The organism is Pectobacterium araliae (assembly GCF_037076465.1).
Taxonomy (GTDB): domain Bacteria; phylum Pseudomonadota; class Gammaproteobacteria; order Enterobacterales; family Enterobacteriaceae; genus Pectobacterium; species Pectobacterium araliae.
The window spans coordinates 2,171,577-2,194,012 of the sequence record NZ_AP028908.1; the positions used below are offsets into that span (position 1 = coordinate 2,171,577).

The following is a 22,436-nucleotide window of genomic DNA, read 5'->3' on the forward strand; positions in this document are numbered from 1 at the left end:
ATGATTTTTGTCCGGCAGAGCGGCTTTTAACGTAGGGATAATTAGTCGGGAAAAAGAAGTGTTGCGCTAAAAGCCGCCGGGGCGGACTTAAACGTAGGGCCTGTCGGAAATCTGTAGCGCAAGCTGGTGGATGATGGCGGCGGTCAATCCCCAGACAAACTGCTGTTGATACCAGGAGAGATAAACCCGATGCCGTTGCTGCTTACGTTCAATATCCAACGGGTAATAACGCGTTAGCGCGAAAGCCTCGTCCAGCGGCATTTCAAACAGCTCGGCGACTTCATCTTCATTGGGGTGAAAGCGAGTTTGCGCGGCGATCAACCCGACGACAGGCGTAACCTGAAAGCCACTGATGCTGTCCAACGGCGGTAAGACGCCCAACACTTGTACATTTTCTGGTGGAATGGCGACTTCTTCCTGCGCTTCACGCAGCGCGGTTTCGATAATGGAACGATCCGTTTTGTCTGCCGCGCCGCCGGGGAACGCCACTTGCCCGGCGTGCTTACGCAGGTCGGTAGAACGCCGAGTCAATAGCAGCGTGGGTGTCGGGTGACAAACAATCGGCACCAGAACCGCCGCCTGACGCGGTTGGTGCACCGGCCGCAGCGGCGGTGGAAGCTGTAACTGAAAACGCGTAATAAAGTCGTTCAGCGCAAACGTCATCGGTGGCAAGGCGATCTCACTCATTTATTGGGCACCAGAATGGTCTGGGAACCCTCCAGCAGGGGAAGAATACGCCCCACTTTATCAAACGTTTCCTGATATTCCGCCTGTTCCTGACTGTCGGCAACAATGCCGCCGCCCGCCCAGCAGTAGATTCTACCGCGTTCGGTCAATAACGTCCTGATGGTGATGTTGGTGTCCATGGTTCCGCACTGGCTAATATAGCCGACACTGCCGCAGTAGGCATTACGCCGCTGTGGTTCCAGCTCTTCAATAATCTGCATGGCGCGGATTTTGGGTGCACCGGTGATCGACCCCCCAGGAAAACAGGCGCGTAGCAACGTGGTGGCGGGGCAATCTTCCGGTAGCCGCGCTTCAATCGTGCTGACCAGATGGTGTACTGCGGGAAAAGGCTCGACGACGAACAACTCCGGTACGCGAACGCTGCCCGGCACCGCGACACGACCGATATCGTTACGCAGGAGATCGACAATCATCAGGTTTTCTGAGCGATCTTTCTCTGAATGGGCAAGCCGCGCCGCCTGCTGTTGATCCGCATCTGGATCTGCAAGACGCGGTAATGTGCCTTTAATCGGACGCGTTTGAATGTGGTTATTTTCCAGCCAGAGAAAGCGTTCCGGCGACACACTGATCACGGTATTCTCCGGCAAGCGCAGAAAGGCAGAGAAGGGGGCTTTATTGCCTGCGGACAGCTGTAAAAATGCCTGCCATTCATCGCCCTCGTAAGTCGCAGAAAAACGCTGTGCCAGATTGACCTGATAGCAATCGCCCGCCAGAAGATAGTCCTGTATTTTGCGGAATTTCTCTCCGTATGCGCTGCGTGACATAGTCGACTGCCAGGTGTCGGTGAGGTTGAAATCGGCTTTCGGGGCGTTAACGGGCGGGTTGGCTAACCAGTCGAGCCGTACCTGAAGGGAATGATGTACGATCAGCGTTAATGTTTGCCGATGATGATCGGCAACCAGCGCCCAGTCATATAGACCCACGGCCATATCCGGCAAATCGATGTCCCGTTCGGCCTGTGCGGGCAGTGTTTCAATTTGACGTCCCAAATCATAGCCAAACAAACCTAACGCGCCGCCCTGAAAGGGAAAATCAGAATGTGATTCAACGGGTAACGACAGCGTATCAAGCTGCTGTTGCAGCAGAATAAACGGATCACCTTCTATGGTTTTAGTTACACCGTCACTTATAATTTCTGTCCTGCCCTCGCGCGTACACAGCGTGATGCGCGGGTCAGCGACCATAATGTCAAAGCGATTGTGCGGATGATCGGCAAATCCAGAATGCAGTAGCATAGCCCATGGTTGTTGGGAAAAGGGGGCAAAGCGATCGAGCAGCACAGTCGGATAATAGGGCAGCGCGTGATAGAGAACGGCGGAGTCCGAATCGCTGGTATTGATCTCGTTGATCGTGTTGGCAGCAGTCATGTTTTCGTGTGGTGTCTGTAGAGTGTCGTGTCGATTTTACTGACCACAGCGTACCACAAAGCGGAAATGCTGGTGTATGCCGAAGCGGACATGCGATGATAAGCGTGAATTTACCAACCAGGAAACTATCATGATTGCAGGTATGCCCGCGCTGACGCACAAGCAGCAGCAAGATGCGGTAGAGCGCATTCAGGAACTGATGTCTGAGGGCATGAGCAGCGGCCAGGCGATCGCGCTTGTCGCAGCGGAAATCCGCAAAAATCATAAGGGTGGCAACGTTGCGGTAATGTTTGACGAAGACGATGACGCGTTTAATGACAGTGATGAAGAACACCTTTTTGACGATGGGGAAGAGGAAGAAGAGCAATAACCACGCTTCCCCTATACCCGCCATACTTCAAGTTGCATGTGCATTGTTCAAACGTTTACGTTTGTTCTGAAACTCGAATTATTTAGGGTATAAGAGTGATGATAGCTTATACCGCCGCAATCGCTTTGATTTCGATTTTGAATTGCGGGTGCATCAATTTAGCCTGCACGGTGCAGCGTACAGGTGCGCTACCCGCCACGACCCAGTTATCCCACGCGGCGTTCATCGCAGCAAAATCATCCGCATCGGCGAGAAAAATCGTCACGTCTAACAGCTTACTCTTATCCGTTCCCGCCTGTTGTAGGATCGCATCCAACGCGCTTAGCGCGTTTTCCGTTTGTGACTGAGCGTCGTCATCCAAATTTTCCGGTACGCTGGTGTAATAGAGCGTGTTGTTGTGGATGACGGCGTCTGACCAGCGTGCTTCAGGATTAATACGAGTGATCGCCATGGGTGAAGTTTCTCCTAACGTAATAAAAGTGAATTACCAAGCCTAACACAGCGGGCGTCGGTTCGTGTTCCTGATTTAAAGTGGTAGCGCCGGGTGACTCTTGGCATAATCAGCGCGATATTTTGCCATGACCTGAAATGGTCAGCGGCTTACAAATACAGCATTCCTTTGATAAAGAGAGCAGGCGTGACGAACGATCGGGTAATTGATGATTTTGCTAATGACGGCGCGCTGGCGAAAGCGATCGCGGGTTTCAGGCCGCGTGAACCACAGCGGCAGATGGCGCAGGCCGTCATGCGAGCCATTGACGACAAAACGGCGCTGGTGGTGGAAGCGGGAACCGGAACCGGTAAAACCTATGCTTACCTCGCGCCTGCCTTGCGTTCCGATAAAAAAGTCATCATCTCGACTGGTTCGAAAGCGCTACAGGATCAGCTCTATAGCCGCGATTTACCGACGATTGCGCAGGCGCTGAAGTACAAAGGCAAATTAGCGCTGCTGAAAGGCCGATCGAACTACCTCTGTCTGGAGCGGCTCGAACAGCAGTCGCTGGGCGGCGGCGATTTACCTGGCGAAACGCTGAGCGAACTGGTTCGGCTGCGCGGCTGGTCGTCGGAAACAACGGAAGGCGATGTCACGACCTGTTCAGGCGTGGCAGAAGACAGCGCGATCTGGCCATTAGTGACCAGCACCAACGATAATTGTCTGGGTAGCGACTGCCCGCACTATAAAGAGTGCTTCGTGGTGAAAGCACGGCGTAAAGCGATGGATGCCGACATCGTGGTGGTTAACCATCATCTTTATCTGGCAGACATGGTGGTAAAGGAAAGCGGTTTTGCGGAACTGATCCCGGAAAGCGATGTAGTGATTTTCGATGAAGCACATCAAATTCCTGATATCGCCAGCCAATATTTTGGCCAGCAGCTTTCTAGTCGCCAACTGCTGGATTTGGCGAAAGACATCATCATTGCTTACCGCACCGAAGTGCGCGACGCTTCTCAGCTGCAAAAAAGTGCCGATCGTCTGGCGCAAAGTACGCAAGATTTTCGGTTGGCGCTCGGCGATCCGGGGTTCCGCGGTAACTTACGTGATGTGCTCGAACAGCCGTCGCTTCAGCGTGCGCTGGTGCTGCTGGATGATGCGCTGGAGCTGTGTTACGACGTCGCGAAACTGTCTCTTGGCCGTTCTGCGCTGCTGGATGCTGCCTTTGAACGCGCCACACTTTATCGCAATCGGCTAAAACGGCTGAAGGACGTGCAGCTACCGGGCTACAGCTACTGGTATGAATGTAATTCGCGCCATTTTGTGTTAGCGCTGACGCCATTGTCCGTCGCCGATCGTTTTCGTGAATTGATAAAAGAGAAGCCTGCGGCCTGGGTATTCACCTCCGCCACCTTGTCGGTTAACGATCAGCTCTTCCACTTCACCGATAGACTGGGGTTGGATAACGCGAACACGCTCCTGTTACCCAGCCCGTTTGATTATGCCCATCAGGCGCTGCTCTGCGTCCCGCGTAATTTGCCGGAAACCCATCGTCCCGGTGCGGCGAAAAGGCTGGCGGCGATGCTGCGGCCGCTGATTGAAGCGAATCAGGGGCGTTGTTTTATGCTATGTACTTCGCATCAGATGATGCGCGATTTGGCGGCCGAGTTCCGCGCTACGCTGACGCTACCGGTGCTGTTACAGGGCGAAACCGGCAAAGCGCAGTTGCTGTCGCAGTTTGTGTCGGCGGGTAATGCGCTGTTGGTGGCGACCAGTAGCTTCTGGGAGGGCGTGGATGTGCGCGGTGATACGCTTTCCTGCGTGATTATCGATAAACTGCCGTTTACCTCGCCGGATGATCCGCTGCTCAAGGCGCGTATTGAAGACTGTCGCCTGCGTGGTGGTGAGCCGTTCGACGATGTGCAAGTCCCCGATGCGGTGATTACCTTGAAACAGGGCGTCGGGCGCCTCATCCGTGATGTTGAGGATCGCGGTGTAATTGTGATTTGCGATAATCGACTGGTGATGCGGCCATATGGTGCCGTGTTTCTTAACAGTTTACCGCCGACACCGCGTACCCGCGATATTCAGCAAGCGATTACGTTCCTGACGAGTAGCACTTAATCCCGGTCGGTGATTGCCGCATGGCGGGAAGGGCTGCGGCACGACAGGGGCTTATGCTATGATGCGGGTTATTAAGATTTATTTATCCTGCCTGAGGTTGGCATGTCTACGCGAATTCTAGCGCTTGATACCGCAACGGAAGCCTGTTCCGTCGCACTCTGGAATGAAGGTGAAATTCATTCTCTGTTCGAAATTTGTCCCCGTGAACACACACAACGTATTCTGCCGATGGTTCAGCAGGTGCTGGCTGATAGCGGTCTGACACTCAACGATCTTGATGCGCTGGCTTTTGGTCAGGGGCCGGGAAGTTTTACCGGTGTGCGGATTGGTATCGGTATTGCGCAAGGGCTGGCGCTGGGCGCGGATTTACCGCTGCTTGGTGTATCGTCATTGGCTGCGATGGCACAAGGCGCTTTCCGTCTAACGCAGGCAACGCACGTGCTGGCGGCCATTGATGCGCGGATGGGGGAAGTCTACTGGGGTTGTTATCAGCGCGATGCTGACGGCCGCTGGCAGGGGGAATCCGAAGAAGCGGTATTGAAACCTGAGCAGGTGCAAGCGTTAACGGGTGCGCTGTCAGGCGAATGGACAACGGTAGGAACCGGGTGGGAAACCTACCCAGAATTGATCAACCATCCATCGTTGCTATTAACGAAGGGTGACGTGTTGCTGCCACAGGCACAAGACATGCTGCCGTTGGCCTGTCAACGTTGGCTGGCGGGGAAAGCGGTCAACGTCGAGAATGCGCAACCTCGTTACCTGCGCAATGAAGTGACATGGAAAAAACTGCCTGGCCGCGAGTAGCAGAACGTACATTTTTGCGTGAAGTATACCCGTCATAAACAGCAACTTATTCGATGCTGAGCAGTCTAACTATCAGGTATCTGAAGAGGGGTTGTGCCATGTTTGTACAACAGATGAAAAATGTGAATCAGAAAAGCGTACGCCTCTGCATGGTGGCTGCCGCGCTGTTGCTTTCCGGTTGCGTCACGGTGCCGGATGCGATTAAAGGCACCTCGCCAACGCCGCAAGACGATCTGGTGCGAGTGATGAATGCGCCACAGATTTATGTCGGTCAGGAGTCACGCTTTGGCGGGCGGGTGGTCAGTATCCGCAATGAAGCGAATAAAACGCGTCTGGAAATTGCCAGTATGCCGCTGGATAGCGGGGCGAAACCACTGTTGGATATGCCGTCAGAAGGCCGCTTTATTGCCTATGTGAATCGCTTTCTGGAACCTGTCGATTTTAAAGAGCAACTGGTGACCGTTGTGGGGCCGATTGTTGGCACCGAACAGGGCGCGATTGGTGATAAACCCTACCGTTATGTTGTGGTTGATGCGCAAGGCTACAAACGCTGGAATGTTGTGCAGCGACTGATGGTGCCACCTGGTGGCTATGGTCCGTGGGGATGGCGCGTGGGTTACGGGTATGGCTGGGGACCGGGATGGGGATTTGACGGCGGCTGGCCTGGTCCGGCACGGATTGAGAATATCGTGACAGAATAAGAAGTTACCCACTAGGCTATTGAGATCAGGCGACGCAGGTTGCCTGATTTTTTTTGAATAAAGAATAAATTAGTGATCGTTCTCGCAACCTTAACATTGTTTGTTAGCTAACTGGTAGGCTGAGTTAAAATAATGTTAATAACTATATGCCTATGAGGGCGACGGTGATGCCACTAAAAAAATATCTCGGGAGTGACGTCTTGGAAAAAATTTGGTTATCACGTTATCCGGCGGATGTACCGGCGGAAATCGATCCCGATCGCTATTCGTCGTTGATTGACATGTTTGAGAATGCCGTGAAGCGTTATGCCGATAGGCCTGCGTTCATCAACATGGGGGAAGTGATGACATTTCGTAAGTTGGAAGAGCGGAGTCGGGCGTTTGCGGCTTATCTGCAAAACCAGCTTAAATTGCAGAAAGGCGATCGCGTGGCGTTAATGATGCCCAATCTGCTGCAATATCCCGTGGCGCTGTTTGGCGTGTTGCGTGCAGGTATGGTCGTTGTCAACGTTAACCCGCTGTATACGCCGCGTGAACTGGAACATCAGCTAAAAGACAGCGGCGCCAGCACGATTGTGATCGTCTCTAATTTTGCGCATACGCTGGAAAAAATCGTCCATAACACCGCGGTGAAGCACGTTATCCTGACCCGTATGGGGGACCAACTCTCTACGGCAAAAGGTACATTAGTGAATTTCGTGGTGAAATACATTAAGCGACTGGTGCCCAAATATCATCTACCGGATGCCATCTCGTTTCGTCGCGTTTTGCAAGAAGGGCGACGCCAGCAGTATGTTCGGCCTGATATCATCAATAGCGATCTCGCTTTTTTGCAATATACCGGCGGTACGACGGGGGTGGCTAAGGGGGCCATGCTCACACATCGTAATATGCAGGCGAATTTGGCACAGTGTCTTGCGGCTTATGGCCCAGTATTGAGGGAAGGAAATGAATGGGTGGTAACGGCGTTGCCGCTGTACCATATTTTTGCTTTGACGGCTAACTGTCTGCTGTTCTTTGAACTGGGCGGACAGAATCTGCTGATCACCAATCCCCGGGATATTCCCGCAGTAGTAAAAGAACTGAAACAATATCCTTTTACTGCGATTACGGGCGTTAATACGCTGTTTAATGCGTTGTTAAATAACAAAGAGTTTCATGAGCTCGATTTCTCTACACTGCGATTGTCCGTTGGCGGTGGTGCGTCGGTGCAGCGAGCGGTAGCGGAACGCTGGGAAAAATTAACGGGTAAACATCTGCTTGAGGGGTATGGGTTAACAGAAAGCTCCCCCTTGGTGGCCGTGAACCCTTATGATCTCAAACATTACAGCGGCAGCATCGGGCTGCCGGTGGCATCAACGGATGTCAGAATCATTGACGATAACGGTAACGATGTTGGACCGGGCGAACCCGGTGAACTGTCGGTGCGTGGGCCACAGGTGATGTTAGGGTACTGGCAGCAGCCTGCCGCGACGGATGAGGTGCTGAAAGACGGTTGGTTGGCAACAGGTGACATTGTCACTGCCGATGATGAAGGGTTTCTGCGGGTGATCGACCGCAAGAAAGACATGGTTCTGGTTTCTGGTTTTAACGTTTACCCGACGGAAATTGAAGATGTGATTAGCCGTCATCCCAAAGTGTCTGAATCAGCAGTGGTTGGAGTTGAAAATGAGGTTTCTGGTGAGGCCGTCAAAGCCTTTGTGGTAAGGCGTGATGACTCGCTAACGAAAGCGGAACTGATTACCCACTGCCGCCGTAATCTTACGGGCTATAAAGTGCCGAAAGAGATCGAATTCTGTGAGGATTTGCCGAAATCCAACGTCGGGAAAATCCTGCGTCGCGAATTACGTGATGATAAGAAGGCGAAGAAAGACGCTGCCGCTTGACGATGTTCCGCGAAAAACGACTGCCAGAGAGAGGCAGGACGCGATATGATGTTTTCACGCCGGTTTATCCGGCGTTCTTTTTTATGGCAATACGGGTTTGACCCAGAACCGTAAAGTAAAAACAACCAAGAGAATGACGTTTTGAATTATCAGTTGATCACTTCCGACATCGGGTTACAACAAGTCTGCGCTCAGGCGCGACGCTTTCCGCAGGTGGCATTGGACACGGAGTTCGTCAGAACCCGCACGTATTACCCGCAATTAGGGTTGATTCAATTGTATGACGGTGAACAGCTTTCACTTATCGACCCGTTAACGATTACAGACTGGGCATCTTTTCAGGCATTACTGCGTGACGAGCAGGTCACTAAATTTCTGCATGCGGGCAGCGAAGATCTGGAAGTCTTTCTCAATACGTTTGGAACACTACCGACGCCTTTCATTGATACACAGATTCTGGCCGCATTTTTAGGCAAACCACTTTCTTATGGTTTTGCTGCGCTGGTGGCCGATTACATGAACGTGACGCTGGATAAAAGTGAATCGAGAACGGACTGGCTTGCCCGACCGCTGAGCGAAAAACAGTGTGACTACGCGGCCGCTGATGTGTTCTATCTGTTGCCGATGGCGCTCCAATTGGTGGCGGATACCGAAGCCGCAGGGTGGATGAACGCGGCGTTGGACGAGTGCCTCCTGCTTTGTCAGCGTAAACAGGATATTTTGGCGCCGGCGCTAGCCTACCGTGAATTTGGCAATGCCTGGCAACTGCGTGGAAGAAACCTGGCGTGTCTTCAACGTTTGGCTGAGTGGCGTTTACGTAAAGCGCGTGAGCGGGACAGTGCGGTGAATTTTGTCGTACGTGAAGAGAACCTGTTACAGGTCGCACGTTGTCTGCCGTCTTCGCTGGGGGAACTGAGCTCTCTGGGGCTGAGCGGCCCTGAAATCCGCTATCACGGAAAAACGCTACTGGATTGTGTTGCGCAGACGGACGGCATTGCTGATATGGATTGCCCACCACCAGTCATTAATTTGATCGACCATCCTGGCTATAAAAAAGCGTTTAAAGATATCAAAGCGCTGGTACAGCGCGTGAGTGAACAGAGTGGATTATCCGCCGAGCTGTTGGCATCACGTCGTCAAATTAATCGCCTGTTGAACTGGCACTGGAAATTAACTGGGCAAGATTCCTGCACACCGGAAATGCTATCTGGCTGGCGTGGACAATTATATGGCGATGAGCTGCGCGAAATTGTGCAGGGCTATTAATCACTGGCAAACGTGTATTCTCAAGGCGCCTTATTTGTTGCGATGTTCAATTAGGGAAAGGCAGCAAATAGGGTGAGAAGAAAACGGTGAAAAACAAAATAAAAACACTGTCTAAATATACAGCTTATTTTGAGCTGTTCGCGTTTTAGAAAGGTGACAAAAGAAAGAATCTTGATGAATTTACTCAAGTCAGTGATTCGAGTGTATAGCGAGTATATATCCCCTGCGTGAAAGCAGGGGATATTACAGCAGAAAAATCATTTAGGCGTTTCTTCCGCTTCCGGTAATGTCACGTTCAACTCAAGCACGGAAATATCATCTCCTTTTTGCTCAAGTTGAACGGTCACCATCTCAGGATCAATCTGTACATATCTACAGATAACCTCAAGAATGTCTCGCTTTAATTGCGGCAGATAATGGGGTTCGCTATCACCCCGGCGTCGCTCCGCGACAATAATTTGCAGCCGTTCCTTGGCAATATTGGCTGTCGTTTTTTTGCGGGACAGAAAGAAGTCCAGTAAAGCCATAATTTATCCCCCAAAAAGTCGTTTAAGGAAACCCTTCTTCTCTTCTTCAATAAAACGGAAAGGACGCTCCTCGCCAAGTAAACGTTCAACGGTATCCGCGTAGGCTTTACCTGCATCGGCTTCCGCATCCAGAATCACTGGCTCGCCTTGGTTAGAGGCGCGCAGTACAGATTGGTCTTCAGGAATCACGCCAACCAGCGGAATCCGTAGGATCTCAAGGACGTCTTCCATACTCAACATGTCGCCACGGCTCACCCGGCCTGGGTTGTAGCGTGTCAGCAGCAGATGCTCTTTGATCGGATCTTCAGAACGTTCCGCACGACGTGATTTTGAGGACAAAATACCCAAAATACGGTCAGAGTCGCGGACGGAAGACACTTCCGGGTTAGTGGTGATAATCGCTTCGTCAGCGAAATAGAGTGCCATCAATGCACCCGTTTCAATCCCGGCTGGTGAATCACACACGATAAAATCGAACGCCATATCCCCCAGGTCGTTGAGTATTTTTTCAACGCCCTCATGCGTTAACGCATCCTTGTCGCGTGTTTGCGATGCAGGCAGAATATAGAGGTTATCCGTTCTCTTATCTTTGATCAGCGCCTGATTCAGCGTGGCATCACCCTGAATCACGTTCACGAAGTCATACACGACGCGACGCTCACATCCCATGATCAGGTCGAGGTTACGTAGACCGATATCAAAATCGATGACGACCGTTTTTTTTCCTTTCTGGGCTAAACCGGTAGCAATGGCCGCGCTTGATGTGGTCTTGCCAACGCCCCCTTTGCCCGATGTAACAACAATGATGCGTGCCATAATGTTTCCTTGGGAGATTCTAGTCTAGAGGTTTTATCGTTAACACATTGTCCAGCTGGTTCAGGTTGATCCGCGCTGGTTGCCCAAAATATGCTTCAGGAATCTGGTCACTCAGCCAGTAACGTCCGGCAATAGAGAGCAGTTCTGCGGCCAGATGCGTACAGAATATCTGGCTTTGAACATCGCCAGAAACCCCCGCTAGGGCTCGGCCGCGCATCATGCCGTAAATATGAATATTGCCATCAGCAATCACCTCTGCTCCTGCGCTGACGCTACTCATGACGATTAAGTCACTGTTCCGAGCATAAATCTGTTGGCCGGAGCGAACAGGGGTGTTGATGACTTTCGTTTTCACCGCGGTAGGAACAGCAGCAACGGGTTCGACTACCCGACGTTGTGCTTTGCCTTCACTCAAAAGAGGAAGCCCCGCCTGTGCAATGGCTTTTTTTAATACGTCGTCGGTGCATCCGCTGACGCCGACGACATGCAGACCCGTTGATGAAATGGCTTGCTGCAATTTTATCCAGTCGGTTTCCGCTGTTAATGCAGCAACATTAATGACAACAGGGGCATTTTTCAGGAAAGCAGGCGCTTGCTCTATTTTTTCCTGTAGTGCCTGGTAAATTACCTCGGGTTGGGAATCATGCAAATGAACAACCGATAAGGTAAAGCTGCTGCCTTTTAGCTCTATTGGCGTTTGTGACATCTATCCTGACTCAGTTTCAGCATCTTTTAATCCCTAGAGTAACATTTAAGGCATGATATTCCAGAGCGCTGTAAGCATGTTATAGTTACAATTATATACAGGCAAGATGGCATTCCCATCAATTAGAGTAAAAAAAATGTTTTGTGTGATCTATCGAAGTGCTAAACGCGATCAGACCTATCTTTATGTTGAAAAAAAAGACGATTTTTCACGCGTGCCTGAAGAATTAATGAAAAGTTTTGGTGCGCCGCAGTTAGCCATGATTTTACCGTTGGATGGGCGTAAAAAACTGGCGAATGCCGATATAGAAAAAATGAAACTTGCGCTCCAGGAACAGGGTTTTTATTTACAGGTTCCGCCGCCAGTTGAAAGCTTATTAACCACGCCAGTATAAGTGTAAAAAAATAATACTACAACGTACTTTCAGATAAAGCCGCACACATAATTTTCTGTGGAATATCTCGGCTGTTCAGATGATATTCCGCACGATAAATATTCATCTTTCGAGTTTTAGCCTGCCATAATTTAATTGTTTCTCATCTTGATAGGTTATAACGCCTTCTTTAGACGACGCGGTCGGCAACCTCGCACTCCTGAAATCTGTTGGGGGAACCCCTGTTGCGATGATATAACGATGGTTTTGCTTATATACACCCTAAATAATTCGGGTTGCAGGAAGGCGGCAAGAGAGGGGATCCCGATAAGCTTACACAAGTCAGTGATTCGGGTGACAAATCTGCCTGGAGCAGATTTGAACGCTGCTTGCAGCGGCCCCAACGGGGCGAAGCCCATGGATGAGCCGAGTAACGGACGTAGCCGACGCACATGCAGCTTGAAGTATGACGGGTATAGCTGTTTTCCTTTTGGGCGAATTGTGCGCCACGAAAACAGCGATAATCCAACAGACAGGGTAGGAGAATACTCATGTATCAACACAGAGACTGGCAGGGCGCGCTGCTTGATTTCCCAGTAAATAAAGTCGTTTGCGTCGGAAGCAACTACTCAGAACACATCAAAGAAATGGGAAATGCGACCCCGAGCGAGCCAGTGTTATTCATCAAGCCTGAAACTGCATTGTGTGATTTACGTCAGCCCGTCGCCATTCCCAAAAATCTGGGTTCAGTTCACCACGAAGTTGAGCTAGCGGTACTGATTGGTACGCCGTTAAAGCAGGCGAATGAAGAGCGCGTCGCTCGTGCCATCGCGGGTTATGGTGTCGCGCTGGATTTGACACTGCGTGATTTGCAGTCTGAATTCAAAAAAGTGGGTCAGCCGTGGGAAAAAGCCAAAGCGTTTGACGGCTCTTGCCCGATCTCCGGTTTTATTCCGGTTGCCGAATTTGGCGATCCGCAGCAAACCGAACTGGGTGTAAAAGTGAATGATGAAGTGCGCCAGCAGGGCAACACGCGTGATATGATTACGCCGATTCTGCCGCTGATTGCCTATATGAGCCGTTTCTTTACGCTGCGCGCGGGTGATATTATTTTAACGGGTACGCCGAAAGGGGTCGGTCCGATTCTGTCTGGCGATATGCTGACGATTACGGTAAATGACCGGACGCTGAGCACACGTATTATTTAACGCACTGGCTGCCCGTGCCGAATGACGGGCAGCAACACTTCCCCGCAGTGCCTGCCAGAATCACGCCTCTTTATTCACAATGCTATAGATTTACAACAGGAAGAAACATGACTGAACGCCCTTTTTGGCAGCAAAAAACGTTGTCTGAGATGTCTGACGATGAATGGGAATCGCTGTGCGATGGCTGCGGTCAGTGCTGTTTGCATAAACTGATTGATGAGGATACAGAGGAAATCTACTTTACCAACGTCGCCTGCAATCAGCTGAATATTAAAAGCTGCCAGTGCCGTAACTATGAAAAACGCTTCGAGTACGAACCAGACTGCATTAAGCTGACGCGCGAAAACCTGCTGACGTTTAACTGGCTACCGGCGACCTGTGCTTATCGTTTGGTTCATGAGCGTGAGGCTTTACCGCAGTGGCATCCGCTGGTTTGTGGTACCAAGACAGCAATGCACCGTGAACGTATCTCCGTGCGCCATATCGCCGTGCGCGAAAGTGAAGTGGTGGACTGGCAGGACCATATTTTGAATAAACCTGAATGGGCGCGGTAGTTTCTGTTCGATACGCGTTGTTGCATGCCTAAAACAAGAAGTCCCTCAATCTGAATCTCTCAGAAGAGGGGCTTGTTATCGGGGGGAGAGTCAGTGCTCATTAGTCATCCCATTTGGGGCTCAGGTACGCCGCCAGAAAGCTAAGAGAAAGGATGCCGCCCAATACGGCGATGAAAATATTGATATTGCCTAACATGATTGTTTCTCCTGAATAAATTAATTGCGATAGAAATACCTCATAGGATGAGAAGTCGTTGTTGACCTGCGGTACGTACTATAGGCATGAGTCGGTGCGTAATGAAGAAAAAGTACTCAGAAAGGGGCTGGTGGTTTAAAGACCATTGAGGTCGAAAACGTTGCACGTTACGGCTGAGACCGAAATGTCCGTTTGTTTTTGCCCGTCACTTCACATTTTTATTTTTCCTTGTGCGAATCATGCTGCCGACTCCGGCATAAATCGTGGTGTGTTGTATAATTTTAGAGCAGCATAACCAGCAGAGGGGGAGAGCATATGATTAACTTTGAGAAAATTATTCTTGAGTACAGCGAGCAATACACCGACTTTGCTGCCTCCACGATTGCTTTCATGGAAAGTCAGGAAAAAAAGATCGACGCAGATGAAATATCACGCAGAATTCCGCTGGAAAAAAGACCTTTTTTCAACGAGCGATTAGGTCATTATCGCGATATCTACAGACCACAGCAATGATGGTTGGCACAAGCCAGTGAAGCGTAGAAACCGTTACCAGAAGCCCGACATATTGTCGGGCTTTTTGGTTCATTCTTACCGGGTATATGGTCAGCGGCTGAAGAGGTCGCGACGTTTAGGGCGGAAAGGTTGAGCGATCAGCACCAGCACGGCAACCACCAGATAAGCGGCAAAGATACCTAGCAGCCATTGTGGCATTTCCATCGAGAGAAATGACCACTGACGCTCTGAGCAATCACCTGTCGCATTAAAAATGGCCGGAAGCCATTTGTCTAAAGGCAGCCATGACGGGAAGCTGACAAAGAAATCACAGGTGGTAAACGGCGACGGATTCAATAAGATATCCGTATGCTTCCATGCCAGTCGAATCCCTTCGTAGGAACTGTATATCCATAGCACGATGGCTGGATAACGCAATAGGCTTGACGGCGCAATAGCGCCGACAATACCTGCCGCGAACACACCCCATAACGCACAGCGCTGATAGATACACAGTACGCACGGTTTTAAAAGCATAACGTGCTGAAAGTAGAGCGCAGTCAACTCCAGTGCTAAAGCAGTAAACGCGAGCAGCAGCCACGCACCACGTCCGCGTGAGCAACGATTAAGAAATCGCAACATAAAAATATTCCATGCTAAACATGATTAAAGCAGCAGTGTAAACCGTTCAGGCTTCACTGCCATCATTTCACTGTGCAAAACGTAACGATATGTTTATTTGATGCTTCTCTGTCATTTTTTCGGCGACAGCGTCCCCGCTGATAACGTCATCAACAGGGACGTTGTCGCCACCGTAATGACTATACACGATCGTGATTATGAGTGACTGCCCGGTATGGTCAAATTTGGCAAAGAAATCCAGTGATTATTCAGCAAAAAGTCAGTGAACGGCACCAACGTGAATTCGATGCAAAATAACCCGACCAACGTCATCACTATGGTGTAAGGCAGTGCCATGATTACCATGCGCCCGTAAGAGAGGCGGATAAGCGGTGCCAGCGCGGATGTTAGCAAGAACAGAAACGCCGCTTGCCCATTCGGCGTAGCAACGGAAGGCAGGTTCGTGCCAGTATTGATCGCGACAGCGAGCAACTCAAACTGAGGTAAGGAAATTTTACCGCTCTCAAAGGCGTTACGAGCTTCATTGATGTAAACCGATCCCACAAAGACATTATCCGATATCGATGATAGCAGGCCATTGAACAGATAAAACTGCGTCAGTTGGTCGCTATCAGAAGATTGCAGGACGTAATGGATAATCGGTGAGAACAGGTGCTGATCGATAATGACGGCGACGATGGCAAAGAAGACCGTCAGCAGCGCAGTAAACGGCATGGCATCCTGAAACGCTTTACCAATAGCGTGTTCTTCGGTCACACCACAAAACGTTGTGGCCATAATAATCACAGAGAGGCCAATCAACCCGACTTCAGCCAGATGAAACGCCAGCGCGACGATAAGCCAGATGCCAATCATCGCCTGTACCAGCAAACGTACTTTATCCTGTGGCGTGTGTTTTTCTGTCATGTCCCGATCGTAGTCTTCAAGCACGCGGCGCACGTTGTCTGGCAGGTTCACCCCATAGCCGAACAGCGTGAAGCGTTCGACCAGCAGGCAGGTGATGATACCGCAAATAAGAACGGGGACGGTCACCGCTGACATGCGCAGGAAAAAGCTGACAAAATCCCAGCTAGCGCTTTTTGCAATAATCAGATTTTGCGGTTCGCCGACCATCGTCATTACCCCACCCAACGCTGTACCGACGCCCGCGTGCATCATCAGGCTACGTAGAAATGCACGGAATTGGTCTAGCGTACGATGATGTTCCTCGCTGCTTAATGCGCTGTCATCGCTGATGTCGGTCTCGTCGTCACCCTGTTGGGACGCGAAACGGTGGTAAATACCATAGAATCCAATAGCGACGCTGATAACGACAGCAATCACGGTCAACGCGTCTAAAAAAGCGGAGAGAAACGCCGCCGCCATACAGAAGGCGAGTGAGAGTAACATTTTGGAGTGAATGCGCAGCAGCAATTTGGTAAACACAAACAGCAGCAGTTGTTTCATGAAGTAGATGCCAGCCACCATAAACACCAGCAGCATGAGAACTTCAATATTCCCCGTGACTTCATGCCACACCTGCTGTGGGCTGGTCATACCGATGACGACGGCCTCTAGCGCCAGCAGTCCGCCTGGCTGTAGCGGATAGCATTTCAGCGCCATGCCGAGCGTAAAAATAAATTCCACCACCAGTAGCCAACCCGCCCAGAACGGGCTGACAAAATAGAACAGCAACGGATTAATCAACAAGAAACCAAAAATAGTCAGTTTGTACCAATCTGGCGCGTGTCCCAGAAAGTTTTTTAACAGCGCGCGGTGAAGGGGAATGGCATGCATAGTGGAAGGGAAATCCTTATTCGTTAGAATAGTTTGATGGTTTTTATCATACCGTAAAAACTTTACAAATGGTCATAAGTCTACCGATCGTCGCAGTGAGGGGCGATGTGCCGTCACAATTTTTCATTGAAATGGTTCGGGGTCTGAGTACGGCGCTATATCATGATTCTTTCGTCTGGTATTATGACTTGGCTTTTTTCGGCAATCACCGCTACGGATTATCAAACACATGGTTATAAAGGCGCAAAGTCCGGCTGGATTCGCGGAAGAATACATTATCGAAAGTATATGGAATAACCGCTTTCCACCTGGCTCTATTTTGCCCGCGGAGAGAGAGCTTTCCGAACTGATCGGCGTGACCCGCACAACCCTGCGTGAGGTGCTTCAGCGCCTAGCCCGCGATGGCTGGCTGACGATACAGCACGGGAAGCCAACAAAGATTAATAATTTTTGGGAAACTTCCGGGCTTAACATTCTGGAAACGCTGGCTCGACTCGATCACGATAGCGTGCCGCAATTGATCGATAACCTGCTGGCAGTGCGGACCAACATCGCCGCCATCTTTATTCGGACGGCGTTACGCCATAACCCAGAAAAGGTGCGTGAGGTATTAACCCAGGCAAACGCGGTAGATGATAGCGCAGAAGCCTTTGCGCAACTTGACTATAACGTGTTCCGTGGTTTGGCTTTTGCCTCTGGCAATCCGATTTATGGTCTGATCCTGAACGGTCTGAAAGGGCTATATATCCGTGTCGGGCGCTACTATTTTTCCAATCTGGAAGCCCGCAAGCTGGCGGTGAATTTTTACGGTCGGCTGGAAGCGTTGCGTAGCGAAGAGTTATACGATCAGGTGATGGATGTCGTCAGACATTACGGTAAAGAAAGCGGGGCGATCTGGCACAGTATGCAGAGCGCCATCCCGCGGGATATCGCGGAAGTACGCCGCTAAGGCTCATACCGCAGTTTCATTGTGAAAAGGGGATTCAGGCAATAGCCTGAATCCCCTTTGTCTTTGGTCGTGTTGCTGACCTGTTAGGCGAGTTCCGTTATGCGGATGCAGTTCCGTTACGCTGCGGGCAGCGTTCAATCAACTCGATGCTGCCATCCGAGTTAGCCTGTTCCAGATAGACGTCAAACCCCCATAGGCGATGGACGTGTTTTAACACTTCCTGGCTGCTTTTATCGAGCGGTGCACGGTTATGCGGAACGTATCGCAGCGTCAACGCGCGATTGCCGCGTAAATCCACGTTCCAGACCTGAATATTTGGCTCCAGATGACTCAGGTTATACTGTGCGGACAGCTCTTGTCGGATCAAACGATAGCCTTCTTCGTCGTGAATCGCGGAAATTTCCAGATAGTTATTGCGGTCATCGTCCAGCACGGTAAATAGCCGGAAATCGCGCATCAATTTAGGCGACAGGAACTGGCTGATGAAACTTTCATCCTTGAAATTCTGCATCGCGAAATGCAGCGTATCCAGCCAGTCTTTACCCGCGATATCGGGGAACCAGTAGCGGTCTTCCTCTGTCGGCGTCTGACAAATACGTTTAATGTCCTGAAACATCGCGAAGCCCAGTGCATACGGATTGATGCCGCTGTAATACGGGCTATTGTACGGCGGCTGATAAATCACGTTGGTATGGCTGTGCAGGAATTCCAGCATGAAGCGCTCAGAGACCCGACCTTCATCATAGAGATGGTTCAGGATAGTGTAATGCCAGAAGGTGGCCCAGCCTTCATTCATTACCTGAGTCTGTTTCTGCGGATAAAAATATTGGCTGACTTTTCGCACGATGCGCAACACTTCTCGTTGCCAGGGCTCCAGCAGCGGGGCGTTTTTTTCCATAAAGTAGAGTAGGTTTTCCTGCGGCTCTTGTGGAAAGCGTCTTGCTTGTTCTGGCGCAGCACCCTGTTCACGGCGCGGTAGGGTTTTCCAGAGATCGTTGACCTGGCTTTGCAGATAGGCTTCACGGCTTTTCTGGCGGGACTTTTCCTCTTCGAGCGAGATTTTCTGCGGGCGCTTATAGCGGTCGACGCCGTAATTCATGAGCGCATGGCAAGAGTCTAACAGGTGCTCGACCTCATCCACGCCATAACGTTCTTCACATTGTGCAATATACTGCCGGGCAAACAGCAGGTAGTCGACGATAGAGCTGGCGTCGGTCCAACTACGGAACAGATAGTTGCCTTTGAAGAACGAATTGTGTCCGTAGCAGGCGTGTGCCATGACAAGCGCCTGCATTGGCAGCGTATTTTCTTCCATCAAATACGCGATACACGGATCGGAGTTAATGACGATTTCGTAAGCCAGCCCCTGCTGCCCGTGTTTGTACCGCTGTTCGGTTTCGATAAATTTTTTCCCGAACGACCAGTGGGCATAGTTGATAGGCATACCTATGCTGGAATAGGCATCCATCATTTGTTCTGAGGTGATTACCTCGATCTGATGAGGATAGGTCGCCAGACGATACAACTTGGCTACCCGATCAATTTCATCAAGATAAACCTGCAATAACTCAAACGTCCAGTCCGGTCCATCACTCAGGCGAAGTGTTTTTTTTACCTGATTATCCGTCGATATAGCCATCAGCGCGCCCCCTACGTGACCAACCTGTACGCAATCGCACAGGCATAATTAATCGTAGCTCAATCTGATAAAAGTGATGAGAAAACGGTGGCTTGGCGCAATAAATTGGCAGATAGCAGCAATAGCGAAATGCTATCGTTATGGCGGATGACAATTTCTTGCCAAATGGTAGAGTAGTCTTGGTTTTTGTCTTTTAGCTAGTGTTTTACCCCATAAAATAAGCATTTTTCCAGCGTATTAGCCCTTAAGTAATTCAAGTTGCAGGAAAGGCAGCGCACAGGTAGCTTGAAATAGAGTGGGTAGCGGCAAACAGTCGAGAACGGTGCAAAAAGGAGAGTAGTCGCATGCGGGTTGTGATTCTAGGAAGTGGCGTAGTGGGCGTAAGTACCGCCTGGTATCTTGCGCAGGCAGGGCATGATGTCACCGTTATCGACAGGCAACCAGAGCCTGCGTTGGAAACCAGCGCAGCGAATGCAGGGCAGATCTCACCCGGTTATGCTGCGCCGTGGGCGGCACCCGGAATACCGCTGAAAGCGATAAAATGGATGTTCCAGCGTCATGCCCCGCTGGCTATTCGGCCGGATTTCACGGCGACACAGCTTTGCTGGATGTGGCAAATGTTGCTCAACTGCGATGCGCGCCACTATAAGATCAATAAAGCTCGGATGGTGCGTCTGGCGGAATATAGTCGTGACTGCCTGCAACAACTGCGGCGTGATACCGGCATCCAGTACGAAGGTCGACAGGGGGGAACGCTGCAACTGTTCCGCACTGAACAGCAATATGACAATGCGACACGGGATATTGCCGTGCTGGAAGAGGCTGGCGTGCCTTATCAACTGTTGACACGACAGGCGCTGGCCTCGGTTGAACCTGCGCTGGTGAGTGTGGCGGAGAAGCTCACCGGTGGGCTGCGGTTACCTCATGATGAAACCGGCGATTGCCAACTGTTCACCCGTCAACTGGCGGCGATGGCCGCTGACGCAGGAGTCATCTTCAAACTGGGGCGTCATGTTCGTCAGTTGCGGGTTGAAGGGCAAAACGTCACGGGGGTGCAGTGCGATGATGAAATGATCGTGGCGGAGTCCTATGTGATGGCCTGCGGCTCCTATTCTACGGGGCTACTGCGCCAGTGGTTCGATATTCCGGTCTATCCGCTGAAAGGTTATTCACTGACGATTCCGCTGGCGGATGATGCTGCTGCACCCGTTTCTACCGTGCTGGATGAAACGTACAAAGTAGCGATTACACGTTTTGATCAGCGTATCCGCGTTGGTGGCATGGCGGAAGTGGTGGGGTTTAACACCGATCTGAACCTTAAACGGCGTGAGACGCTGGAAAGGGTGGTGCGCGATCTGTATCCCCATTGCGGGCCGATTGAGCAAGCAACATTCTGGACAGGGCTGCGTCCGATGACGCCGGACGGTACGCCGCTGGTGGGACGCTCTCCGCTGAAAAATCTGTATTTGAACACGGGTCACGGTACATTAGGCTGGACGATGGCCTGCGGTTCGGGGAAATTGCTGGCAGATATTCTGTCAGATAAATCACCGGAGATTGAGTCCGATGATTTATCCGTGTCTCGCTATACTCGGTAACGTATCGGTATGCTGTTTTTTGAATTATGTGCGGGGCAGCGGCGTAATGCTGCCCTTGTGGTGCCGCGTGAGCAGACGGGCGCGTATCGCCAGCAGGGCGGCACAGAGCATCACCAGCGCCAGTGATATTTTTGACGGCAGAGGGAGCGCCATAGCAATCAACCCCAGCGCTGCACCGCCCGCCATCTGCACAAACCCTACCATTGCCGATGCAATTCCCGCCTCGTTAGAATAAGGCTCCAGCGCATAGCTGGTGGACGGCCCAATCAAAAATGCCAGACCCGCACAAGCTAGCGCGACGGGTAACATATACGTTGGCCAGGTGTCTTGCATCGCGTCGGGCAAGAGCGCGACACCGCCAAGTAGAGAAAGAAAACCTGCCCCCATCAGCAGACTACCAACGGCCAGACAGCGTGGCCGACCGACTTTGCGGATAATACGATTTGCAAAGAAACTGACCAGCATGATCCAAAAACCGTTCGCGCCGAAGGCAATAGAAAACTCAAGCGGGGTGAGCTGTGCCTGATTCATTAACACTACGGGCGAGAACGTGACATAAGTTAGCGCCATCCCCATTGCCCCCGCGTTGACTGACGCGAACCCTAGAAAATGACGATCGGATAACAGACGGGCATATTGCCGCAGCGGTAAACCATGTACCGCTAAGGTTGAATCTGGACGCGTTTCTGGAAGAAAGCGGATGACCAGTACCAGTACCACAATGCTGTAGCCTGCAAGGAACCAGAAGGGCGCACGCCAGCCGAAAGCTTCGGCTAACAGTCCACCTAATAGCGGAGCCAGCGCGGGCACAATGTTCAACGTGCCGTTAAGAAAACCATAGGTTCTGGCGGCATCGTCGCCATTCAGTTTGTCACGTACGCTGCTGAAAATGGCAACGGCGGTACAGCAGACGGCCAGTCCCTGAAAAAGACGTGAAAGGACGAATAGCGTGGCGTTGGTAGCTAGTGCCGCCATGATCGCGCCGATGAGGTAGATAACCACACCTGCCAGCGCCATGGGACGCCGACCGTACTTATCGACCAGCGGCCCCGCCAGAAGCTGGCCTAATCCCATGACCAGAATAAAGAGGGCAACGGTGGACTGAATCAGCGATTCAGGGCTGTTCAGCGCGATGGCGATAGCGGGAATAAGCGGTAAATAAATGTCGATACCCAGCGGGCCGAGTAGAACCAGAGTCAGTAAAATCAGAACAAATCGTTGCATAACAAAACAGGAATCTACGTTTTATGGGTTCGACAGGG

The 22,436-nt window shown here is 51.1% G+C and carries 23 protein-coding genes; 12 read left to right on the plus strand and 11 right to left on the minus strand.

Going from position 1 to position 22,436, the window contains the following annotated elements; translation table 11 throughout:
- Positions 1-87: 87 nt before the first annotated feature.
- Entirely contained in the window at positions 88-687 is a 600-nt protein-coding gene (locus tag AACH44_RS09840; protein WP_261847533.1) for a CoA pyrophosphatase, read from the minus strand.
- Complete coding sequence (gene pabB / locus AACH44_RS09845) at positions 684-2,114, minus strand: aminodeoxychorismate synthase component 1 (RefSeq protein WP_261847532.1); 1,431 nt, start codon at positions 2,112-2,114, stop codon at positions 684-686. Before pabB ends, AACH44_RS09840 begins: the two co-directional genes overlap by 4 nt.
- Before the next feature lie 130 nt (positions 2,115-2,244).
- Here pabB and AACH44_RS09850 point away from each other — a divergent pair, with 130 nt between their 5' ends.
- The gene (locus AACH44_RS09850) at positions 2,245-2,484 is read left to right on the plus strand and encodes a YoaH family protein (protein ID WP_261847531.1); all 240 of its coding nucleotides are present in this window, start codon (positions 2,245-2,247) and stop codon (positions 2,482-2,484) included.
- Positions 2,485-2,590: 106 nt separating this feature from the next.
- On the opposite strand, the gene AACH44_RS09855 is transcribed toward AACH44_RS09850, so the two are convergent.
- On the minus strand, positions 2,591-2,935 hold the full coding sequence (locus tag AACH44_RS09855) for a RidA family protein (protein ID WP_261847530.1): 345 nt from the start codon (positions 2,933-2,935) through the stop codon (positions 2,591-2,593).
- Positions 2,936-3,121: 186 nt separating this feature from the next.
- On the opposite strand from AACH44_RS09855, the gene AACH44_RS09860 reads away from it, so the two are divergent.
- From AACH44_RS09860 to rnd, 5 genes are all read left to right on the plus strand, one after another.
- Positions 3,122-5,041: an ATP-dependent DNA helicase gene (locus AACH44_RS09860; protein WP_261847529.1), complete on the plus strand. Its 1,920-nt coding sequence runs from the start codon at positions 3,122-3,124 to the stop codon at positions 5,039-5,041.
- Positions 5,042-5,143: 102 nt separating this feature from the next.
- Positions 5,144-5,845, plus strand: coding sequence for a tRNA (adenosine(37)-N6)-threonylcarbamoyltransferase complex dimerization subunit type 1 TsaB (gene tsaB, locus AACH44_RS09865; protein WP_261847528.1), 702 nt, complete (start codon positions 5,144-5,146; stop codon positions 5,843-5,845).
- 113 nt (positions 5,846-5,958) lie between these two features.
- Positions 5,959-6,546, plus strand: coding sequence for a Slp family lipoprotein (locus AACH44_RS09870; protein WP_261847639.1), 588 nt, complete (start codon positions 5,959-5,961; stop codon positions 6,544-6,546).
- A 200-nt stretch (positions 6,547-6,746) separates the two neighbouring features.
- Positions 6,747-8,432: a long-chain-fatty-acid--CoA ligase FadD gene (gene fadD / locus AACH44_RS09875; protein WP_261847527.1), complete on the plus strand. Its 1,686-nt coding sequence runs from the start codon at positions 6,747-6,749 to the stop codon at positions 8,430-8,432.
- A gap of 141 nt (positions 8,433-8,573) precedes the next feature.
- Positions 8,574-9,698, plus strand: coding sequence for a ribonuclease D (gene rnd, locus AACH44_RS09880; protein ID WP_261847526.1), 1,125 nt, complete (start codon positions 8,574-8,576; stop codon positions 9,696-9,698).
- A 257-nt stretch (positions 9,699-9,955) separates the two neighbouring features.
- Here the strand turns inward: rnd and minE are convergent, their stop codons facing one another.
- Genes minE through minC form a run of 3 tightly spaced genes read right to left on the minus strand, consistent with a single transcriptional unit; the run spans position 9,956 to position 11,747 of the window.
- Positions 9,956-10,225, minus strand: a complete 270-nt coding sequence (gene minE / locus AACH44_RS09885; RefSeq protein ID WP_005968801.1) for a cell division topological specificity factor MinE — start codon at positions 10,223-10,225, stop codon at positions 9,956-9,958.
- Between the two features lie 3 nt (positions 10,226-10,228).
- Positions 10,229-11,041 (minus strand): septum site-determining protein MinD, encoded by an 813-nt coding sequence (gene minD, locus AACH44_RS09890; protein WP_261847525.1) that lies wholly within the window; start codon positions 11,039-11,041, stop codon positions 10,229-10,231.
- Positions 11,042-11,060: 19 nt separating this feature from the next.
- Entirely contained in the window at positions 11,061-11,747 is a 687-nt protein-coding gene (gene minC, locus AACH44_RS09895; RefSeq protein ID WP_261847524.1) for a septum site-determining protein MinC, read from the minus strand.
- A 136-nt stretch (positions 11,748-11,883) separates the two neighbouring features.
- Between minC and AACH44_RS09900 the strand changes: the two genes are divergently transcribed.
- The 3 genes from AACH44_RS09900 (at position 11,884) to AACH44_RS09910 (ending at position 13,882) form a co-directional block, all read left to right on the plus strand.
- The gene (locus tag AACH44_RS09900; protein WP_261847638.1) at positions 11,884-12,141 is read left to right on the plus strand and encodes a YcgL domain-containing protein; all 258 of its coding nucleotides are present in this window, start codon (positions 11,884-11,886) and stop codon (positions 12,139-12,141) included.
- A 530-nt stretch (positions 12,142-12,671) separates the two neighbouring features.
- Entirely contained in the window at positions 12,672-13,328 is a 657-nt protein-coding gene (locus tag AACH44_RS09905; RefSeq protein WP_261847523.1) for a fumarylacetoacetate hydrolase family protein, read from the plus strand.
- 107 nt (positions 13,329-13,435) lie between these two features.
- The gene (locus AACH44_RS09910) at positions 13,436-13,882 is read left to right on the plus strand and encodes a YcgN family cysteine cluster protein (protein ID WP_261847522.1); all 447 of its coding nucleotides are present in this window, start codon (positions 13,436-13,438) and stop codon (positions 13,880-13,882) included.
- Between the two features lie 100 nt (positions 13,883-13,982).
- On the opposite strand, the gene mgtS is transcribed toward AACH44_RS09910, so the two are convergent.
- Entirely contained in the window at positions 13,983-14,078 is a 96-nt protein-coding gene (mgtS, locus tag AACH44_RS09915) for a protein MgtS (RefSeq protein WP_261847521.1), read from the minus strand.
- 315 nt (positions 14,079-14,393) lie between these two features.
- On the opposite strand from mgtS, the gene AACH44_RS09920 reads away from it, so the two are divergent.
- Positions 14,394-14,591 carry a hypothetical protein gene (locus tag AACH44_RS09920; RefSeq protein ID WP_005968786.1) on the plus strand — a complete coding sequence of 66 codons (198 nt, stop codon included), beginning with the start codon at positions 14,394-14,396 and terminating at the stop codon, positions 14,589-14,591.
- Between the two features lie 90 nt (positions 14,592-14,681).
- Here AACH44_RS09920 and dsbB read toward each other — a convergent pair whose 3' ends face one another.
- Both dsbB and nhaB read right to left on the minus strand, forming a co-directional pair.
- On the minus strand, positions 14,682-15,212 hold the full coding sequence (gene dsbB, locus AACH44_RS09925) for a disulfide bond formation protein DsbB (protein WP_261847520.1): 531 nt from the start codon (positions 15,210-15,212) through the stop codon (positions 14,682-14,684).
- A gap of 195 nt (positions 15,213-15,407) precedes the next feature.
- Entirely contained in the window at positions 15,408-16,988 is a 1,581-nt protein-coding gene (nhaB, locus tag AACH44_RS09930; RefSeq protein ID WP_261847519.1) for a sodium/proton antiporter NhaB, read from the minus strand.
- A 229-nt stretch (positions 16,989-17,217) separates the two neighbouring features.
- Here nhaB and fadR point away from each other — a divergent pair, with 229 nt between their 5' ends.
- A complete protein-coding gene (gene fadR, locus AACH44_RS09935) occupies positions 17,218-17,937 on the plus strand; it encodes a fatty acid metabolism transcriptional regulator FadR (RefSeq protein WP_261847518.1) in 720 nt (239 codons plus the stop codon).
- A 97-nt stretch (positions 17,938-18,034) separates the two neighbouring features.
- On the opposite strand, the gene AACH44_RS09940 is transcribed toward fadR, so the two are convergent.
- Positions 18,035-19,576 (minus strand): SpoVR family protein, encoded by a 1,542-nt coding sequence (locus tag AACH44_RS09940; RefSeq protein WP_261847517.1) that lies wholly within the window; start codon positions 19,574-19,576, stop codon positions 18,035-18,037.
- Positions 19,577-19,920: 344 nt separating this feature from the next.
- Between AACH44_RS09940 and AACH44_RS09945 the strand changes: the two genes are divergently transcribed.
- Positions 19,921-21,174 carry a D-amino acid dehydrogenase gene (locus tag AACH44_RS09945; RefSeq protein WP_338659581.1) on the plus strand — a complete coding sequence of 418 codons (1,254 nt, stop codon included), beginning with the start codon at positions 19,921-19,923 and terminating at the stop codon, positions 21,172-21,174.
- A 24-nt stretch (positions 21,175-21,198) separates the two neighbouring features.
- Here the strand turns inward: AACH44_RS09945 and AACH44_RS09950 are convergent, their stop codons facing one another.
- Positions 21,199-22,398 carry a multidrug effflux MFS transporter gene (locus tag AACH44_RS09950; protein WP_261847516.1) on the minus strand — a complete coding sequence of 400 codons (1,200 nt, stop codon included), beginning with the start codon at positions 22,396-22,398 and terminating at the stop codon, positions 21,199-21,201.
- Positions 22,399-22,436: the final 38 nt, after the last annotated feature.

What these genes read in the sequence shown, in the direction of transcription:
- AACH44_RS09840 (WP_261847533.1), bottom strand. Translation starts at nt 687, where the DNA reads ATGAGTGAGATCGCCTTGCCACCGATGACGTTTGCGCTGAACGACTTT.
- pabB (WP_261847532.1), bottom strand. Translation starts at nt 2,114, where the DNA reads ATGACTGCTGCCAACACGATCAACGAGATCAATACCAGCGATTCGGAC.
- AACH44_RS09850 (WP_261847531.1), top strand. Translation starts at nt 2,245, where the DNA reads ATGATTGCAGGTATGCCCGCGCTGACGCACAAGCAGCAGCAAGATGCG.
- AACH44_RS09855 (WP_261847530.1), bottom strand. Translation starts at nt 2,935, where the DNA reads ATGGCGATCACTCGTATTAATCCTGAAGCACGCTGGTCAGACGCCGTC.
- tsaB (WP_261847528.1), top strand. Translation starts at nt 5,144, where the DNA reads ATGTCTACGCGAATTCTAGCGCTTGATACCGCAACGGAAGCCTGTTCC.
- AACH44_RS09870 (WP_261847639.1), top strand. Translation starts at nt 5,959, where the DNA reads ATGAAAAATGTGAATCAGAAAAGCGTACGCCTCTGCATGGTGGCTGCC.
- minE (WP_005968801.1), bottom strand. Translation starts at nt 10,225, where the DNA reads ATGGCTTTACTGGACTTCTTTCTGTCCCGCAAAAAAACGACAGCCAAT.
- minD (WP_261847525.1), bottom strand. Translation starts at nt 11,041, where the DNA reads ATGGCACGCATCATTGTTGTTACATCGGGCAAAGGGGGCGTTGGCAAG.
- minC (WP_261847524.1), bottom strand. Translation starts at nt 11,747, where the DNA reads ATGTCACAAACGCCAATAGAGCTAAAAGGCAGCAGCTTTACCTTATCG.
- AACH44_RS09900 (WP_261847638.1), top strand. Translation starts at nt 11,884, where the DNA reads ATGTTTTGTGTGATCTATCGAAGTGCTAAACGCGATCAGACCTATCTT.
- AACH44_RS09905 (WP_261847523.1), top strand. Translation starts at nt 12,672, where the DNA reads ATGTATCAACACAGAGACTGGCAGGGCGCGCTGCTTGATTTCCCAGTA.
- AACH44_RS09910 (WP_261847522.1), top strand. Translation starts at nt 13,436, where the DNA reads ATGACTGAACGCCCTTTTTGGCAGCAAAAAACGTTGTCTGAGATGTCT.
- mgtS (WP_261847521.1), bottom strand. Translation starts at nt 14,078, where the DNA reads ATGTTAGGCAATATCAATATTTTCATCGCCGTATTGGGCGGCATCCTT.
- AACH44_RS09920 (WP_005968786.1), top strand. Translation starts at nt 14,394, where the DNA reads ATGATTAACTTTGAGAAAATTATTCTTGAGTACAGCGAGCAATACACC.
- dsbB (WP_261847520.1), bottom strand. Translation starts at nt 15,212, where the DNA reads ATGTTGCGATTTCTTAATCGTTGCTCACGCGGACGTGGTGCGTGGCTG.
- nhaB (WP_261847519.1), bottom strand. Translation starts at nt 16,988, where the DNA reads ATGCATGCCATTCCCCTTCACCGCGCGCTGTTAAAAAACTTTCTGGGA.
- fadR (WP_261847518.1), top strand. Translation starts at nt 17,218, where the DNA reads ATGGTTATAAAGGCGCAAAGTCCGGCTGGATTCGCGGAAGAATACATT.
- AACH44_RS09940 (WP_261847517.1), bottom strand. Translation starts at nt 19,576, where the DNA reads ATGGCTATATCGACGGATAATCAGGTAAAAAAAACACTTCGCCTGAGT.
- AACH44_RS09945 (WP_338659581.1), top strand. Translation starts at nt 19,921, where the DNA reads ATGCGGGTTGTGATTCTAGGAAGTGGCGTAGTGGGCGTAAGTACCGCC.
- AACH44_RS09950 (WP_261847516.1), bottom strand. Translation starts at nt 22,398, where the DNA reads ATGCAACGATTTGTTCTGATTTTACTGACTCTGGTTCTACTCGGCCCG.